Below are 16,427 nucleotides of genomic sequence, written 5' to 3'. Positions count from 1 at the left end.
CCCAAGAAACGACCCAAGAAGCAAAAAAAACGGCCCCGAAGGGCCGTTTTTTGAGGCTGGAGGCGGTCTGCACCGCCGTCCAGGCATCCGCAGTGCGTCAGCAGGACGCGACCGCCGTCCCCTTGGCGGCTTCTGCGTACTCTTCGATCTGGTCGAAGTTCATGTAGCGGTAGACGCTCGCCTTGTCGGCATCGATCACGCCCATTTCCTTGAGGTACTCCTCCCGAGAAGGCAGGTAGCCCAGGCGCGAGGCGATGGCGGCCAGTTCGGCCGAGCCCAGGAACACGTTGGTGTTCTTGCCCAGGCGGTTGGGGAAGTTGCGGGTGGAGGTGGAGATCACCGTCGCGCCTTCGCGCACCTGTGCCTGGTTGCCCATGCACAGCGAGCAGCCGGGCATTTCGGTGCGTGCACCGGCCGTGCCGAAAGCTGCGTAGTGGCCTTCCTTGATCAGTTCGCTCTCGTCCATCTTGGTGGGGGGTGCCACCCACAGCTTGACGGGGATGTCGCGCTGGCCACCCAGCAGCTTGGCGGCTGCGCGGAAGTGGCCGATGTTGGTCATGCACGAGCCGATGAAGGCTTCATCGATCTTGGTGCCAGCCACTTCGGACAGGAACTTGGCGTCGTCCGGGTCGTTGGGGCAGCAGACGATGGGTTCCTTGATGTCGGCCAGGTCGATCTCGATCACGGCGGCGTATTCAGCGTCCTTGTCGGCTTCGAGCAGGTCGGGCTTGGCCAGCCAGGCTTCGACCTTCTCGATGCGGCGCTGCAGCGTCTTGGCGTCGGCATAACCGTCGGCGATCATGTTCTTCATCAGAACGATGTTCGAGGTCAGGTATTCCTTGATCGGCTCAGGGTTGAGCTTGATCGTGCAGCCAGCGGCCGAGCGCTCTGCGGACGCGTCGGACAGCTCGAATGCCTGCTCAACCTTGAGGTCTGGCAAACCTTCGATTTCCAGGATGCGGCCGGAGAAGGCGTTGATCTTGCCAGCCTTGGCCACCGTCAGCAGGCCCTGCTTGATGGCGTACAGCGGAATCGCGTGCACCAGGTCGCGCAGGGTCACGCCGGGCTGCATTTCACCCTTGAAGCGCACCAGGATGGACTCAGGCATGTCCAGGGGCATCACGCCCGTGGCGGCGCCGAAGGCCACGAGGCCGGAGCCTGCGGGGAAGGAAATGCCGATGGGGAAACGCGTGTGCGAGTCACCACCGGTGCCCACGGTGTCGGGCAGCAGCAGGCGGTTGAGCCAGCTGTGGATCACGCCATCGCCAGGACGCAGGGCCACACCACCACGGTTGGAGATGAACGCAGGCAGTTCGCGGTGCGTCTTCACGTCCACAGGCTTGGGGTAGGCAGCCGTGTGGCAGAACGATTGCATCACGAGGTCGGCGGAGAAGCCCAGGCAGGCCAGGTCCTTCAGCTCGTCGCGGGTCATCGGGCCGGTGGTGTCTTGCGAGCCCACGGTGGTCATCTTGGGTTCGCAGTAGGTACCGGGGCGCACGCCCTGGCCTTCAGGCAGGCCCACAGCCCGGCCGACCATCTTCTGCGCCAGGGTGAAGCCCGCATTGCTGGCTGCAGGCGCAGTAGGCAGGCGGAACACGGTGGATGCAGGCAGGCCCAGGAACTCACGGGCCTTGCCGGTCAGCGAGCGGCCGATGATGAGGTTGATGCGGCCGCCGGCGCGCACTTCGTCGAACAGCACGTCGCTCTTGAGCTGGAACTCGGCCACGGTCTCGCCGTTCTTGACGATCTTGCCGTCGTAGGGCATCACGTCGATCACGTCACCCATTTCCAGCTTGGACACATCCACTTCGATGGGCAGCGAACCGGAGTCTTCCTGCGTGTTGAAGAAGATGGGCGCGATCTTGCCGCCCAGCGTGACGCCACCAAAGCGCTTGTTGGGCACAAAGGGGATGTCCTGGCCAGTGGCCCAGACGATGCTGTTGGTGGCCGACTTGCGCGAAGAACCGGTGCCCACCACGTCGCCCACATAGGCCACCAGGTGGCCCTTCTTCTTCAGGTCGTCGATGAACTGCATCGGGCCGCGCTTGCCGTCCTCCTCGGGCTTGAAGGCCGCGTCGGGACGGGTGTTCTTCAGCATGGCCAGGTAATGCAGCGGAATGTCGGGACGGCTCCAGGCATCGGGCGCGGGCGACAAATCGTCAGTGTTGGTTTCGCCGGGCACCTTGAAGACGGTGACGGTGATCTTCTTCTCGACTTCGGGGCGCGAGGTGAACCACTCGGCGTCGGCCCAGCTCTTCATCACTTCCTGGGCCTTGGCGTTGCCCGCCTTGGCCTTGGTGGCGACGTCGTTGAAGAAGTCGAACATCAGCAGCGTCTTCTTGAGCGCATCGGCGGCCACACCCGCCACTTCGGCATCGTCCAGCAGCTCGATCAGAGGGTGCACGTTGTAGCCGCCCACCATGGTGCCCAGCAATTCGGTGGCCTTGGACTTGGAGATCAGGCCCACCTTCACATCGCCATGCGCCACGGCAGCCAGGAAGCTGGCCTTGACCTTGGCGGCGTCGTCCACACCCGGAGGCACGCGGTGCGTGAGCAGGTCCAGCAGGAAGGCGTCTTCACCCGCGGGTGGGTTCTTGATCAGTTCGATCAGTTCGGCCACTTGCTTGGCATCCAGCGGCAGCGGCGGGATGCCCAGGGCGGCACGCTCGGCCACATGGTCACGGTAGGCTTTCAACATCATTTTTCTCCGGTTGCGTTCTAAAGTGGGGCGGTGTGCCGGGCTGCAAGGGCATCAAAGGCCCTCACGCCAGCACACACAAGGGGTTCGTGGGTTTCTCGGGGGCGTTGGCGCAAAAAAAGCAAGCGGACTACTTGGCCGCAGGCAGGGGTTCCAGAACGCTCACAGGGGGGTTCTTCTTGATGGCTTCGGCCACCACCACCTGCTCGGCGCTCATGCACTCGTCGGCCAGGCGCTGGCCGAGCTTCTGGTTCATCAGCATGGACTTGTTGGCGATCTGCAGCCAGACGGCGCCGCCCTTCTGGTCTTCCAGGCGCACCGTGCCGGTGGTCGTGGCCACGGGCGACATGAAGTACTTGAAGCCCTTGCCTTCCACATGGAAGTGGCCGGGCGTGGCGGGGTCGGCCGTCACCGTGACAAAAGCGCCCAGCTCGCAGGGCATGCGGCCCGTGTGCACGCGTTCGGCGATGGCCAGTTCGGCAGGCGAGAGTGCCGCTTCTGCGGCAATGATGCCCGCTGCCACCTGATTGGTGGCGCTTTTCAGCTGGGTGCGGCTGCTGGTGGGCTCGGCCTTGGCCACTGCGGCCTTCTTGGCCGCTGGTTCCTTGGCCGCAGTCTTGGCAGGCTTGGCCTCGGACTTGGCTGCCGTCTTGGGAGCAGTTTTTGCGGCGGGCTTGGCTGCTGCAGCCTTGCTTTCGGACTTGGCGGCTGGCTGGGCCGACGCGGTTTGCGCCAGGGCGATGGCCGGGGCCAGCAACAGGAGAGCGGAGGCAATGATGGATTTCATGGAGGGTCCTGCGTAGGGGTGTTCAGGAAGGTGGTTCACGATGGAACAACCGCCGATGCGCCAAACCAGGGGCGCACAGACGGGGGAAGCGCGCGCCCGGTGTGGTGGGCGCGCTCAAGGGTCTGCCAGTAGAAACGGTAACTGGCACGGTCATGCAGCACACCTTCAAAACTGATCGGAGCCCAATCAGCCTGAGCGGCAGCCGCTATTATTTTTGAAGCATTTTCGATATCGTCCTGCTGTGGCGCAAAGGCCTGCAGGATGGGACGTATCTGCGCGGGGTGGATGCTCCACATGCGGGTGTAGCCCAGTTCCTGGGCAGCACGGCGGGCCGCAGCCTGCATGGCCACGGTGTCAGAGAACTCGGTCACCACACAATGCGAAGGCACCTTGCCATGGGCATGGCAGGCGGCGGCAATCTCCAGCTTGGCGCGCACCACCAGCGGGTGGGCAAACTGCCCAGCCGAGGTCATGCCCTGGGCCGGGATCGCACCGCCATGGGCCGACACAAAGTCCATGAGGCCAAAGCTCAGGCTCTGCACCCGGGGGTGGGCGGCAATCTCGAAGGCCCGGTGCACGGCAGCGGGGGACTCGATCAGCACGTGGATGGGAAGCCCCGGTGCCGAGGCGCGCTCCAGCGCACGCTCTACCTGCAGCACGTCGTCCACGGACTCGACCTTGGGCACCATGATGTGGCAGAGCCTGTGGCCTGCTTCGCCTGCAATCATGGCGACATCATTGGCAAATGCCGGGTGGTCCACCGCATGCACACGGGCGGCGACGCGGGCCGTGGGCGCGGCTTCCAGCGCCAGGCTGGCGACCAGCCGCGCATGGTCGGCCTCGAAACCAACCGGGGCACCGTCTTCACAATCCAGGGTCACGTCAAAGACGCAGGTGCCCAGCTCCTGCGCCATCTCGGCCTGCAGCTGCAGGCTTTTGCGCATGCGTGCTTCCACACCACTGTAGTGGTCGCACACGGGCAGAAATCCGGTCTGCGCCTGCGCCCCCAGCAGCACATCCCGAGGATGCGCGCTGCCGGAAGGCGGGGCAGAAGAAAGCGCAGCGCCCTGCCCCTGCGCGGGGACCGGGGCGGCCCGAAGGCCCGATGCCATGGGCGTCGGCTGCATGGGGTTCACCAGGCTTGTTTACAGCAGGTGCTTGACGCCGTCTTGCTCGCCTTGCAGTTCGGCCAGCGTTTTGTTGATGCACTCTTGCGAGAAGGCATCGATCTCCAGGCCTTCGACGATCTTGTACTCGCCGTTTTCCGTGGTGACGGGGAAGCCGAACACGATGCCGGCAGGAATGCCGTACTCGCCATTCGAGGGCACGCCCATCGTGACCCATTCGCCGTTGGAGCCCAGGGCCCAGTCACGCATGTGGTCGATGGCGGCGTTGGCGGCCGAAGCGGCCGACGACAGACCACGTGCGGCGATGATGGCCGCACCACGCTTGCCCACGGTGGGCAGGAAGGTTTCAGCGTTCCAGACCTGGTCGTTGATCAGGGCCTTGATGGACTGGCCGTTCGTGGTAGCGAAGCGGTAGTCGGCGTACATGGTGGGCGAGTGGTTACCCCACACGGTCAGCTTCTTGATGTCGCCGACCTTGGTGCCGGTCTTGGCGGCCAGTTGCGAGGCAGCGCGGTTGTGGTCCAGGCGCAGCATGGCGGTGAAGTTCTTGGCTGGCAGGTCAGGCGCCGACTTCATGGCGATGTAGGCGTTGGTGTTGGCGGGGTTGCCGACCACCAGCACCTTCACATTGCGCGAAGCCACAGCGTTCAGGGCCTTGCCCTGGGCCGTGAAGATCTGGGCGTTGGCAGCCAGCAGATCGGCGCGTTCCATGCCGGGGCCGCGGGGACGGGCACCCACCAGCAGGGCGTAGTCGGTGTCCTTGAAGGCCTGGAGCGGATCGCTGTGGGCTTCGATGCCGGCCAGCAGGGGGAAAGCGCAGTCTTCCAGTTCCATGATCACGCCCTTGAGCGCGTTCTGGGCCTTTTCGTCAGGGATTTCGAGCAGCTGAAGAATGACCGGCTGGTCCTTGCCCAGCATTTCGCCGGAGGCGATACGGAACAGCAGGGCGTAACCGATTTGACCAGCGGCACCGGTGACGGCTACGCGAACAGGCTTCTTGCTCATGATGAGAACTCCAGGGAAGTAAGGAAAACAGGTGTGTGTGCAACGCAAGCACCAGCGCCTGTTACCAGCAGCCCGTGCCCCGCAAAACAGCCTTGGAGTTTACCCCCGATTGGACGCCTCGGTCAATTTGTCTTATGTCTTATATAAGATATGATTGCAACCCGTTTGTCGTCCGGCTGTCATGTGGCAACCGGTGCGCCACACCACCAACCACGCGCCACCCGCCATGTCATCCCTGCCGTTCGCCGCCGACAACCCCGCCACGCCCCCGGGCGCTGCGGGCGCCACCACGCCGGCGTTCAGCCCGCTGTACCAGCAGATCAAGGGCCTGATTCTGCAGAGCCTGCAACAGGGCGAGTGGAAGCCCGGCGAAGCCATCCCCAGCGAAATGGAGCTGGCCGCACGCTTTCGGGTGAGCCAGGGCACGGTGCGCAAGGCCATCGACGAGCTGGCGGCAGAGAACCTGGTCATGCGCCGCCAGGGCAAGGGCACCTTCGTGGCCACCCATGCCGAGCAGCATGTGCAATACCGCTTCCTGAAGCTGCTGCCCGACACCGGCGACGCCCGGGTCGAGGGCCCGGCCCAGCGCCGCGTGATCGACTGCCGCCGCGTGCGCGCCAGCGCAGACGTGGCGCGCACCCTGGCGCTGCGCAGCGGCGACCCCGTGATGCAAGCCAAGCGCATCCTGTCGTTTGCCGGGGTGCCCACCATCCTCGAAGACATCTGGCTGCCCGGGCAGGCCTTCAAGGGCCTCACGGCCGAGCAGCTGGCCAACTACCAGGGCCCCACCTACGCCATGTTCGAGCTGGATTTCGGGGTGCGCATGGTGCGTGCTGAAGAAAAAATCCGTGCCGTGCTGCCCGACGCAGAGCAGGCCCAGCTGCTGCAGATCACCCCCGCCACGCCGCTTTTGAGCGTGGAGCGGATTGCCTACACCTACAACGATGTTCCGATGGAGTTACGCCGGGGCCTCTACCTCACCGATACCCACCACTACCGTAATGAATTGAGCTGACAGCAGGCTGGCACCCGAGCAAACACGTCGAAAATTCCGAAGGTGTCAGACGCCCCATTGTTGCGTTGCAATAGAATTTTGCGTTCTTTGCATCTCCGAATTACAAAGAAGTTACATCCACGAAAGCACTCAACATGACCGAGCTTGCCAAAAAACGGCCTGAATTCCGCAACATCAATGCCTTCAAGGACCTCACCACCTACCGCATGACCCCTGCGGCATGGGTCTCGATCCTGCACCGCGCCAGCGGGCTGATCATGTTCCTGCTGTTGCCTTTCATCATCTGGATGTTTGACACCTCGGTGTCGTCCGAAATCTCGTTCGCCAAATTCTCGGCGGCCTTCAACATCGGCATCGGCTTCGTGCCCGGCTGGTTCATCAAGCTCGTGGCCCTGGCGCTGATCTGGTCGTACCTGCACCACTTCTGCGCCGGCCTGCGCCACCTGTGGATGGATGTGAGCCACAGCGCCGTGAACAAGCAGTTCGGCAAGACCTCGGCCCTCTCCGTGTTTGCGGTGAGCATCGCCCTGGCCCTGGTGCTGGGCGCCAAGCTGTTCGGCCTGTACTGATCGGTCTCCATACAAGGCAGCGGCCGCTGCCTCCCAGTGCCCCACACAACAAGAGGAATACATCCATGTCCGTCAATTACGGTTCCAAGCGCGTCGTCGTCGGCGCCCACTACGGCCTGCGCGACTGGCTCAGCCAGCGCGTCACGGCAGTCCTGATGGCTCTCTTCACCCTGGCGCTGCTCGCCCAGGTGATCTTCTCCAAGGGCCCCATCGGCTATGACAAATGGGCCGGCATCTTCTCGGCCCAGTGGATGAAGGTGCTCACCTTCACCGTGATCATTTCGCTGGCCTGGCACGCCTGGGTCGGCGTGCGCGAAATCCTGATGGACTACATCAAGCCCGTGGGTCTGCGCCTGGCACTGCAGGTGTTCACCATCGTCTGGCTGGTCGGCTGCGCCGGCTGGGGCATCCAGGTTCTGTGGCGTCTCTGATTGATCCCCGCGACTGAAGGCAAACAACAATGAGCTACACCAACGCTAACATCACCAAGCGCAAATTCGACGTCGTCATCGTCGGGGCCGGCGGCTCCGGCATGCGCGCCGCGCTTGAACTCTCCCGCGCAGGCCTGAACGTGGCCTCGCTGTCCAAGGTGTTCCCCACCCGCTCGCACACCGTGGCAGCCCAGGGTGGCGTGTCCGCATCGCTGGGCAACATGAGCGAGGACAACTGGCACTACCACTTCTACGACACCATCAAGGGCTCTGACTGGCTGGGCGACCAGGACGCCATCGAGTTCATGTGCCGCGAAGCACCGAACGTGGTGGTGGAGCTGGAACACTTCGGCATGCCGTTCGACCGCAACCCCGACGGCACCATCTACCAGCGCCCCTTTGGCGGCCACACCGCCAACTACGGCGAAAAGCCCGTGCAACGCGCCTGCGCTGCAGCCGACCGTACCGGCCACGCCATGCTGCACACGCTGTACCAGCAAAACGTGAAGGCCAAGACGAACTTCTTCGTCGAGTGGATGGCCCTGGACCTGATCCGCGACGCCGACGGCGACGTGGTGGGCGTGACCGCCCTCGAAATGGAAACCGGCGACCTGTACATCCTGGAAGCCAAGACCGTGCTGCTGGCCACCGGTGGTGCAGGCCGCATCTTCGCCGCCTCGACCAATGCCTTCATCAACACCGGTGACGGCCTGGGCATGGCGGCCCGTGCCGGCATCCCGCTGCAGGACATGGAGTTCTGGCAGTTCCACCCCACCGGCGTGGCCGGCGCGGGCGTGCTGCTGACCGAAGGCTGCCGTGGCGAAGGCGCGATCCTGCTCAACAGCAACGGCGAACGCTTCATGGAGCGCTACGCGCCCACGCTGAAGGACCTGGCCCCCCGCGATTTCGTGTCCCGCTCGATGGACCAGGAAATCAAGGAAGGCCGTGGCTGCGGCCCCAACAAGGACTACGTGCTGCTCAAGCTCGACCACCTGGGCGCCGACACCATCCACAAGCGCCTGCCCTCGGTGTATGAGATCGGCGTCAACTTCGCCAACGTGGACATCACCAAGGAACCGATCCCTGTGGTGCCCACCATCCACTACCAGATGGGTGGCGTGCCCACCAACATCAACGGCCAGGTCGTCACGCACGACGGCACCAGCAACCAGGTCGTCAACGGCCTGTACGCGGTGGGCGAATGCTCCTGCGTGAGCGTGCACGGCGCCAACCGCCTGGGCACCAACTCGCTGCTGGACCTGCTTGTGTTCGGCAAGGCCGCTGGCCGCCACATCGTCGAGTTCAACAACAAGAACAAGGAGCACAAGCCCCTGCCAGCCGATGCGGCCGACCGCACGCTGGAGCGCCTGAACCAGCTCGACAAATCCACCGGCGGCACCTATTCGCAGGCCCTGGCAGGTGACATTCGCTCCACCATGCAGCAACACGCTGGCGTGTTCCGCACCCAGGCCAGCATGGACGAAGGCGTCAAGAAGATTGCCGAGCTGCGCACCCGCGTGGCCGGTGTCACGCTGCAGGACAAGTCCAAGGTGTTCAACACCGCGCGCATCGAAGCGCTGGAAGTGGACAACCTGATCGAAGTGGCCCAGGCCACGATGGTGTCGGCCGCTGCCCGCAAGGAATGCCGTGGCGCCCACACGGTGTACGACTACGAACAGCCTGCCGACCACCCCACGGCACCGCTGGGCCGCAACGACGCCGAGTGGATGAAGCACACCCTCTGGCACAGCGCCGACAACAGCCTGACCTACAAGCCAGTGAACCTCAAGCCCCTGACGGTGGACAGCGTGCCGCCCAAGGTCCGGACGTTCTAAACAGTAGCCCCACGAGAGCAGAACCATGCAAAAGCGCACATTCCAAATCTACCGCTACGATCCGGACAAGGACGCCAAGCCCTACATGCAGACCATCGAGATCGAACTCGACGGCCACGAACGCATGCTGCTGGACGCCCTGGTCAAGCTCAAGGAACAAGACCCCACGCTGTCGTTCCGCCGCTCCTGCCGCGAAGGCGTGTGTGGCTCCGACGCCATGAACATCAACGGCAAGAATGGCCTGGCCTGCCTCACGAACATGAACACCCTCAAGGGCACGATTGTTCTGAAGCCCCTGCCCGGCCTGCCGGTGATCCGCGACCTGATCGTGGACATGACGCAGTTCTTCAAGCAGTACAACTCGATCAAGCCCTACCTGATCAACGAAGGCCTGCTGCCCGAGAAGGAACGCCTGCAAAGCCCCGAAGAGCGCGAAGAACTCAACGGCCTGTACGAGTGCATCCTGTGCGCCAGCTGCTCCACCAGCTGCCCCAGCTTCTGGTGGAACCCCGACAAGTTCGTGGGCCCGGCCGGTCTGCTGCAGGCCTACCGCTTCATCGCCGACAGCCGCGACGACGCCACCGGTGCGCGCCTCGACAACCTGGAAGATCCGTACCGCCTGTTCCGCTGCCACACCATCATGAACTGCGTGGACGTGTGCCCCAAGGGCCTAAACCCCACGAAGGCCATTGGCAAGATCAAGGAACTGATGGTGCGCCGCGCCGTCTGAGCCAGCCCACTCCTGCTGAGCACCAGGCCATGGAATCCACGTCCACCACCACCACGCCAGCGGCGGCTTCGCCGCTGCTGGACGCGCGTGAACTGAGCAAGCTGCACTGGCGCTGCCGGCGCGGCCTGCTGGAGAACGACCTGTTCATCGAACAGTTCTTCACCCGCTACGAGTCGTCGCTGACCCAGCGCCACGCACAGGGCATGCGCGCACTGATGGACCTGGCGGACAACGACCTCCTGGACCTGCTGCTGCAGCGGCGCGAGCCAGCAGGCGAGCAAGACACAGAAGAAGCACGCGAAGTGCTCGGCATGCTGAGACAAAGTGGTGGCACCCCCACGGCCCTGCAGGCCTGACACCACACACAAGCACGCCCAAGACCGGATCACTATCGGCAACCTACCCAAGGAAAGTAACAATGAAGCTAGCTGACAACAAAGCCACCCTGTCCTTCAGCAATGGCAGCCCCAGCGTGGACCTGCCGGTCTACCAGGGCAGCATTGGCCCGGATGTCATCGACATCCGCAAGCTGTACGCGCAGACGGGCATGTTCACCTATGACCCCGGCTTCCTGTCTACGGCAGCCACCCAGTCCGCCATCACCTACATCGACGGCGACAAGGGCGAGCTGCTGTACCGCGGCTACCCCATTGAGCAGCTGGCTGAAAACTGCGACTTCCTGGAAACCTGCCACCTGCTGCTGTACGGTGACCTGCCGAACGTGGCGCAAAAGGCCGACTTCACCAGCCGCGTGACCAACCACACCATGGTCAACGAGCAGATGCAGTTCTTCCTGCGTGGCTTCCGCCGCGACGCGCACCCCATGGCCGTGCTGACCGGCCTGGTGGGCGCCCTGTCGGCCTTCTACCACGACAGCACCGACATCAACAATCCGCAGCACCGTGAGATCGCCGCGATCCGCCTGATCGCCAAGATGCCCACCCTCGTCGCCATGGCCTACAAGTACGGCATGGGCCAGCCCTACATGTACCCGCAGAACAACCTGTCCTACGCAGGCAACTTCCTGCGCATGATGTTCGGCACGCCCTGCGAAGAGTACAAGGTCAACCCCGTGCTGGAACGCGCACTCGACCGCATCTTCATCCTGCACGCTGACCACGAGCAGAACGCCTCGACCTCCACCGTGCGCCTGTGCGGTTCGTCGGGCACCAACCCGTTTGCGGCCATCGCTGCGGGCGTGGCCTGCCTCTGGGGCCCTGCCCACGGCGGCGCCAACGAAGCTGCCCTGAACATGCTGTACGACATCCAGGCCCAAGGCGGCGTGGAAAAGATCGGCGACTTCATCAAGCAGGTCAAGGACAAGAACTCCGGCGTCAAGCTCATGGGCTTTGGCCACCGCGTGTACAAGAACTACGACCCGCGCGCCAAGCTCATGCAGGAAACCTGCAATGAAGTGCTGGCCGAGCTGGGCCTGGAAAACGACCCGCTGTTCAAGCTGGCCAAGGAACTGGAAAAGATCGCCCTGGAAGACGACTACTTCGTGCAGCGCAAGCTCTACCCGAACGTGGACTTCTACTCCGGTATCGTGCAGCGCGCCATCGGCATCCCCGTGAACCTGTTCACCGGCATCTTCAGCCTGGCCCGCACCGTCGGCTGGATCGCCCAGCTGAACGAAATGATTGGCGACCCCGAGTACAAGATCGGCCGCCCCCGCCAGCTGTTCACCGGCTCCGTGCGCCGCGACGTGCCCCCACTGGCCAGCCGCTGATCGCTGGCACGGCGCCCAGCGCGCCGTCCCCCCCAAAAAAGCCCGCAGGCCTTGTGCCTGCGGGCTTTTTTCATGGGCGCCCCACACAGGCCAGGCCCCGCTGGGTACACATACTCCCCCCTAGTTAAAAGGTTTTTTAACGGCCTACCGCGCAACCAGTATGGGGCTATCTTTTATACTGCCACCCAGTACATAGGCAGCACCAGCACCACATACCCCGCAGCCCATGCCCCACACCCCCGAAGACAAGCAACGCGCCATCACCCGCCTGCGCCGCATCAAGGGCCAGGCCGAGGCGCTGGAGCGCGCCGTGGAGGCAGCAGGCAGCGACTGCGCCCCCATCCTGCAGCAGCTGGCCGCCATGCGCGGCGCCGTGCACGGGCTGATGGCCGACCTGCTCGACAGCCATGTGCGCGAGACGCTGGCCGAGAAACCCGCGCCATCCCAGGCAGCGATCGACGAAACCCTGGCCCTGCTGCGGTCGTACCTCAAATAGACAGACCGCCCACCCCCATTCACCCGATTGACCCAAAGGACCACCCCATGAAATCCCGCGCCGCCGTCGCCTTCAAAGCCGGAGAACCCCTGCAGATCGTCGAGATCGACGTGGCCCCGCCCAAAAAGGGCGAAGTGCTCATCCGCATCACCGACACCGGCGTGTGCCATACCGACGCCTTCACCCTGAGCGGTGACGACCCCGAAGGCCTGTTCCCCGTGGTGCTGGGCCATGAAGGCGCGGGCATCGTGGTGGAAGTGGGCGAAGGCGTGACCAGCGTGAAGCCGGGCGACCATGTGATCCCGCTCTACACCGCCGAATGCGGCGAATGCTTGTTCTGCAAGAGCGGCAAGACCAACCTGTGCGTGAGCGTGCGCGCCACGCAGGGCAAGGGCGTGATGCCCGACGGCACCACCCGCTTCAGCTACAACGGCCAACCCATCTACCACTACATGGGCTGCAGCACCTTCAGCGAATACACCGTGGTGGCCGAGGTCTCGCTCGCCAAGGTCAACCCCAACGCCAACCCCGAGCAGGTCTGCCTGCTGGGCTGCGGCGTGACCACGGGCCTGGGCGCCGTGAAGAACACCGCCAAGGTGCAAGAGGGCGACACCGTGGCCGTGTTCGGCCTGGGCGGCATTGGCCTGGCGGTGATCCAGGGCGCCAAGCTGGCCAAGGCCGGGCGCATCATCGCCATCGACACCAACCCCAGCAAATTCGACCTGGCCCGCACCTTTGGCGCTACCGACTGCATCAACCCCAAGGATTTCGACAAACCGATCCAGCAGGTCATTGTGGAGATGACCACCTGGGGCGTGGACCACAGCTTTGAGTGCATCGGCAACGTCAACGTGATGCGCGCCGCACTCGAGTGCGCGCACCGGGGCTGGGGCCAGAGCGTCATCATCGGCGTGGCCGGAGCCGGGCAAGAGATCAGCACCCGCCCCTTCCAGCTCGTCACCGGCCGCAAGTGGCTGGGCACGGCGTTTGGCGGCGTCAAGGGCCGCAGCGAGCTGCCCGGCATGGTCGAAGACGCGATGGCGGGCAAGATCCAGCTCGAACCCTTCGTGACCCACACCATGGGCCTGAAGGACATCAACGAGGCGTTCGACTTGATGCATGAGGGCAAATCCATCCGCTCAGTCGTCAAGTACGCAGCATGAGGCCCGGAGCGCCATGTCCACGCCATTTGAACTGCTCAGCGCCCACGCCTGCTTCGGCGGCGAACAGCGCTTCTACCAGCACGCATCCACCACCATCGGCCTGCCGATGAAGTTTGCGGTCTACCTGCCGCCCCAGGCGCAGCAGGGCCCCGTGCCCGCCGTGGTGTACCTGGCGGGCCTCACCTGCACCGAAGAGACCTTTATGGTCAAAGCCGGAGCCCAGCGCCTGGCCGCCGAGCTGGGCCTTGCCCTGATCGCGCCCGACACCAGCCCGCGCGGCGCCAATGTGCCGGGAGAGGCCGACAGCTGGGACTTTGGCGTGGGCGCAGGCTTCTACCTGGACGCCACCCAGGCGCCCTGGCGCACCTACTGGCGCATGGAGAGCTATCTGCTGGACGAGCTGCTGCCCCAGGTGGCGGCCCAGTTGCCCATCGACGGCAGCCGCCTGGGCATCACCGGCCACTCGATGGGCGGGCATGGAGCGCTCACGCTGGCGCTGCGCCACCCGGGCCGGTTCCAGTCGCTGTCGGCCTTTGCGCCCATCTGTGCCCCCACCCAGTGCCCCTGGGGCGACAAGGCCTTCACCGGCTACCTGGGCCCGGACCGCAGCACCTGGATCGAACACGACGCCACCGTGCTCATGCAGCACCAGCCCGTCGCCCCCTACCCGGCGGGCATCCTCATCGACCAGGGCCTGGCCGACAAGTTCCTGCCCGACCAGCTGCACCCCCACCTGCTTGAAGCCGCCTGCGCCGCCATCGGCCAGTCGCTCACGCTGCGCCGCCATGCCGGTTACGACCACGGCTACTACTTTGTGCAGAGCTTCATGGCCGACCATCTGCAGCACCACGCGCGGCAGCTCATGGCGCCCCCCTCCGCAGGGGCTTCCGCACGTTAATGCGCCCTTAAGTCTGGGGCGCCACAGTGCGCCCCATGCCTCTGATCCTGCAGCGCCTGCTGCACCCCCACCTGGCTGCAGGCGCAGCGCCGCAAGCCCCGTCCACCGCCCGCCGACCTGCGCCACCTGCGCACCTGCACCCCGTGTGGGTGGTGGTGCTCATCAGCACATGGCTGGCCACGGCCTGCAACGTGCCGTTGTGGCGCGAGGTGGCCCAACTGCCCGGCCACGGCAGCCTGCGCAGTTGGGGCTTTGCCATGGCGTTTGCCGTGATCGTGGCCGCAGGCAATGCCGCGCTGCTGAGCCTGCTGGCCTGGCGCTGGACGCTCAAGCCCGCCGCAGCGCTGATGGTGGTGATGGCCGCCTTCGGCGCCTACTTCATGCTCGCTTACGGCATTGCCATCGACGCCAGCATGCTCACCAACGTGCTGCAGACCGACGCCCACGAAGCCACCGACCTGCTGAGCTGGCGCATGGCCGCCACCGTGCTGGCCCTGGCCGCGCCGCCGCTGGTGTGGCTGTATCGCCGCCCCGTGCGCCGCCTGGGCGCCTGGCGCCACGCCGCCCACAACGGCCTGCTGCTGGTGGGCGCGGTGGCCCTCATCGTGGTGTGTGTGCTGGCGGTGTTCCAGGACTTTGCCTCCACCATGCGCAACCACACGCGCCTGCGTTACCTCATCAACCCGCTCAACAGCGTGTACGCCCTGGGCCACATCGCCACCCAGCCCCTGCGCATCAACACCCGCACCCTGCTGCCCGTGGGGCGCGACGCCCAGCTGGGCGCCAGCTACGCGGGCCAGGCCCAGCCGCCTCTGTTGGTGCTGGTGCTGGGCGAAACCGGCCGCAGCGGCAACTTCGGCATCAACGGCTATGCGCGCAACACCACGCCGCTGCTCTCGGCCCGTACCGACCTGGCGAGTGCAGGCAACGCCTGGTCCTGCGGCACCAGCACCGCTGCATCTGTGCCCTGCATGTTCTCGCACCTGGGCCGCACGGGCTACGAAGCACGCGCCGCCAATTTCGAAAGCCTGATCGACGTGCTGCAGCACGCAGGCCTGGCCGTGCTGTGGGTGGACAACCAATCCGGCTGCAAAGGCGTGTGCGACCGCGCGGGCCAGACCAGCACCGCCAGCTGGAGCGACCCCGCCCTGTGCCCCACCCCGGGCGAATGCCTGGACCGCGTGATGCTGAAAGACCTGGACGAACGCATCGCTGCCCTGCCCGCCGAGCAGCGCCAGCGTGGCACCGTGGTCGTGCTGCACCAGATGGGCAGCCACGGCCCGGCGTATTCCAAACGCTCGGCCCCCGAGCACAAGCGGTTCCTGCCCGAATGCACCTCCACCGCGCTGCAGGAATGCGAGCGCCAGCAGGTGGTGAACGCCTATGACAACAGCATCGTCGAGACCGATGCCTTCCTCGACGCGGTCATCCAGTGGCTCTCTGCGCGCGGCGGCAAGGCACAGACCGCCATGATGTACGTGGCAGACCACGGCGAATCGCTGGGCGAAAACAACCTCTACCTGCACGGCCTGCCCTACAGCATCGCGCCCGACGTACAAAAACACGTGCCCTGGATCACCTGGCTCTCCCCCGCCATGCAGGCCCGCACCCACATCGCCACCGGCTGCCTGCAACACGACCTGGCCGAGCGGCGCATCACCCACGATCACTACTTCCACTCGGTGCTGGGCCTGATGGACGTGAAGACCGGGGCGTACAGCGCGGGGCTGGATATGTTTGGGGGGTGCAGGCAGGGCGTGGGGGCCGGGACGGGAGTGTGGTAACGGGCCACGGAAGGTACACTTTTCGCTCCATCACGCGAAGTGAAGTGTCGCCCCATGCCCACCACCTCAGGCCACCCGATTCTGTCCCGCACGTTCGGCGAGGCCCAGTAGCGACGACTGCGCTCCCGTCCGCGCCAAATCTCGCCAGCACGCCCAACAC

Annotated in this window: 15 protein-coding genes; 11 read left to right on the top strand and 4 right to left on the bottom strand. The window is 64.9% G+C overall.

Features of this window, described 5'->3' with window-relative positions; translation table 11 throughout:
- Positions 1–97: 97 nt before the first annotated feature.
- The 4 genes from acnB to CBY09_RS05380 all read right to left on the bottom strand — a co-directional run bounded on the left by acnB (position 98) and on the right by CBY09_RS05380 (position 5,617).
- Entirely contained in the window at positions 98–2,698 is a 2,601-nt protein-coding gene (gene acnB / locus CBY09_RS05395; protein WP_094288035.1) for a bifunctional aconitate hydratase 2/2-methylisocitrate dehydratase, read from the bottom strand.
- A 130-nt stretch (positions 2,699–2,828) separates the two neighbouring features.
- Positions 2,829–3,485, bottom strand: a complete 657-nt coding sequence (locus CBY09_RS05390) for a hypothetical protein (protein WP_094287192.1) — start codon at positions 3,483–3,485, stop codon at positions 2,829–2,831.
- Positions 3,486–3,520: 35 nt separating this feature from the next.
- A complete protein-coding gene (locus CBY09_RS05385) occupies positions 3,521–4,612 on the bottom strand; it encodes an HpcH/HpaI aldolase/citrate lyase family protein (RefSeq protein ID WP_240515587.1) in 1,092 nt (363 codons plus the stop codon).
- A gap of 18 nt (positions 4,613–4,630) precedes the next feature.
- On the bottom strand, positions 4,631–5,617 hold the full coding sequence (locus CBY09_RS05380; RefSeq protein ID WP_094287188.1) for a malate dehydrogenase: 987 nt from the start codon (positions 5,615–5,617) through the stop codon (positions 4,631–4,633).
- A gap of 226 nt (positions 5,618–5,843) precedes the next feature.
- Here CBY09_RS05380 and CBY09_RS05375 point away from each other — a divergent pair, with 226 nt between their 5' ends.
- From CBY09_RS05375 to CBY09_RS05325, 11 genes are all read left to right on the top strand, one after another.
- Positions 5,844–6,632 carry a GntR family transcriptional regulator gene (locus tag CBY09_RS05375; protein ID WP_094288033.1) on the top strand — a complete coding sequence of 263 codons (789 nt, stop codon included), beginning with the start codon at positions 5,844–5,846 and terminating at the stop codon, positions 6,630–6,632.
- A gap of 134 nt (positions 6,633–6,766) precedes the next feature.
- A complete protein-coding gene (gene sdhC, locus CBY09_RS05370; RefSeq protein ID WP_094287186.1) occupies positions 6,767–7,201 on the top strand; it encodes a succinate dehydrogenase, cytochrome b556 subunit in 435 nt (144 codons plus the stop codon).
- Positions 7,202–7,266: 65 nt separating this feature from the next.
- A complete protein-coding gene (sdhD, locus tag CBY09_RS05365; protein WP_094287184.1) occupies positions 7,267–7,632 on the top strand; it encodes a succinate dehydrogenase, hydrophobic membrane anchor protein in 366 nt (121 codons plus the stop codon).
- 29 nt (positions 7,633–7,661) lie between these two features.
- Complete coding sequence (gene sdhA, locus CBY09_RS05360) at positions 7,662–9,467, top strand: succinate dehydrogenase flavoprotein subunit (protein WP_094287182.1); 1,806 nt, start codon at positions 7,662–7,664, stop codon at positions 9,465–9,467.
- A gap of 25 nt (positions 9,468–9,492) precedes the next feature.
- On the top strand, positions 9,493–10,197 hold the full coding sequence (locus CBY09_RS05355) for a succinate dehydrogenase iron-sulfur subunit (protein WP_094287180.1): 705 nt from the start codon (positions 9,493–9,495) through the stop codon (positions 10,195–10,197).
- Between the two features lie 29 nt (positions 10,198–10,226).
- Entirely contained in the window at positions 10,227–10,553 is a 327-nt protein-coding gene (locus CBY09_RS05350) for an FAD assembly factor SdhE (RefSeq protein ID WP_094287178.1), read from the top strand.
- A 62-nt stretch (positions 10,554–10,615) separates the two neighbouring features.
- Positions 10,616–11,926 carry a citrate synthase gene (locus CBY09_RS05345; RefSeq protein WP_094287176.1) on the top strand — a complete coding sequence of 437 codons (1,311 nt, stop codon included), beginning with the start codon at positions 10,616–10,618 and terminating at the stop codon, positions 11,924–11,926.
- 226 nt (positions 11,927–12,152) lie between these two features.
- Positions 12,153–12,422 (top strand): metal/formaldehyde-sensitive transcriptional repressor, encoded by a 270-nt coding sequence (locus CBY09_RS05340; RefSeq protein WP_094287174.1) that lies wholly within the window; start codon positions 12,153–12,155, stop codon positions 12,420–12,422.
- Positions 12,423–12,469: 47 nt separating this feature from the next.
- On the top strand, positions 12,470–13,585 hold the full coding sequence (locus CBY09_RS05335) for an S-(hydroxymethyl)glutathione dehydrogenase/class III alcohol dehydrogenase (protein ID WP_094287172.1): 1,116 nt from the start codon (positions 12,470–12,472) through the stop codon (positions 13,583–13,585).
- A 13-nt stretch (positions 13,586–13,598) separates the two neighbouring features.
- Entirely contained in the window at positions 13,599–14,483 is an 885-nt protein-coding gene (gene fghA / locus CBY09_RS05330; RefSeq protein WP_094287170.1) for an S-formylglutathione hydrolase, read from the top strand.
- A gap of 35 nt (positions 14,484–14,518) precedes the next feature.
- Positions 14,519–16,267: a phosphoethanolamine transferase gene (locus CBY09_RS05325; protein WP_094287168.1), complete on the top strand. Its 1,749-nt coding sequence runs from the start codon at positions 14,519–14,521 to the stop codon at positions 16,265–16,267.
- Positions 16,268–16,427: the final 160 nt, after the last annotated feature.

It is taken from the genome of Acidovorax kalamii (assembly GCF_002245625.1).
GTDB lineage: Bacteria > Pseudomonadota > Gammaproteobacteria > Burkholderiales > Burkholderiaceae_C > Acidovorax > Acidovorax kalamii.
This window is presented reverse-complemented; position numbering and strand designations above follow the sequence as displayed.

Excerpts from the sequence above, each read along its gene's own strand:
- acnB (WP_094288035.1), bottom strand. The coding sequence starts at position 2,698 with ATGTTGAAAGCCTACCGTGACCATGTGGCCGAGCGTGCCGCCCTGGGC.
- CBY09_RS05390 (WP_094287192.1), bottom strand. The coding sequence starts at position 3,485 with ATGAAATCCATCATTGCCTCCGCTCTCCTGTTGCTGGCCCCGGCCATC.
- CBY09_RS05385 (WP_240515587.1), bottom strand. The coding sequence starts at position 4,612 with ATGCAGCCGACGCCCATGGCATCGGGCCTTCGGGCCGCCCCGGTCCCC.
- CBY09_RS05380 (WP_094287188.1), bottom strand. The coding sequence starts at position 5,617 with ATGAGCAAGAAGCCTGTTCGCGTAGCCGTCACCGGTGCCGCTGGTCAA.
- CBY09_RS05375 (WP_094288033.1), top strand. The coding sequence starts at position 5,844 with ATGTCATCCCTGCCGTTCGCCGCCGACAACCCCGCCACGCCCCCGGGC.
- sdhC (WP_094287186.1), top strand. The coding sequence starts at position 6,767 with ATGACCGAGCTTGCCAAAAAACGGCCTGAATTCCGCAACATCAATGCC.
- sdhD (WP_094287184.1), top strand. The coding sequence starts at position 7,267 with ATGTCCGTCAATTACGGTTCCAAGCGCGTCGTCGTCGGCGCCCACTAC.
- sdhA (WP_094287182.1), top strand. The coding sequence starts at position 7,662 with ATGAGCTACACCAACGCTAACATCACCAAGCGCAAATTCGACGTCGTC.
- CBY09_RS05355 (WP_094287180.1), top strand. The coding sequence starts at position 9,493 with ATGCAAAAGCGCACATTCCAAATCTACCGCTACGATCCGGACAAGGAC.
- CBY09_RS05350 (WP_094287178.1), top strand. The coding sequence starts at position 10,227 with ATGGAATCCACGTCCACCACCACCACGCCAGCGGCGGCTTCGCCGCTG.
- CBY09_RS05345 (WP_094287176.1), top strand. The coding sequence starts at position 10,616 with ATGAAGCTAGCTGACAACAAAGCCACCCTGTCCTTCAGCAATGGCAGC.
- CBY09_RS05340 (WP_094287174.1), top strand. The coding sequence starts at position 12,153 with ATGCCCCACACCCCCGAAGACAAGCAACGCGCCATCACCCGCCTGCGC.
- CBY09_RS05335 (WP_094287172.1), top strand. The coding sequence starts at position 12,470 with ATGAAATCCCGCGCCGCCGTCGCCTTCAAAGCCGGAGAACCCCTGCAG.
- fghA (WP_094287170.1), top strand. The coding sequence starts at position 13,599 with ATGTCCACGCCATTTGAACTGCTCAGCGCCCACGCCTGCTTCGGCGGC.
- CBY09_RS05325 (WP_094287168.1), top strand. The coding sequence starts at position 14,519 with ATGCCTCTGATCCTGCAGCGCCTGCTGCACCCCCACCTGGCTGCAGGC.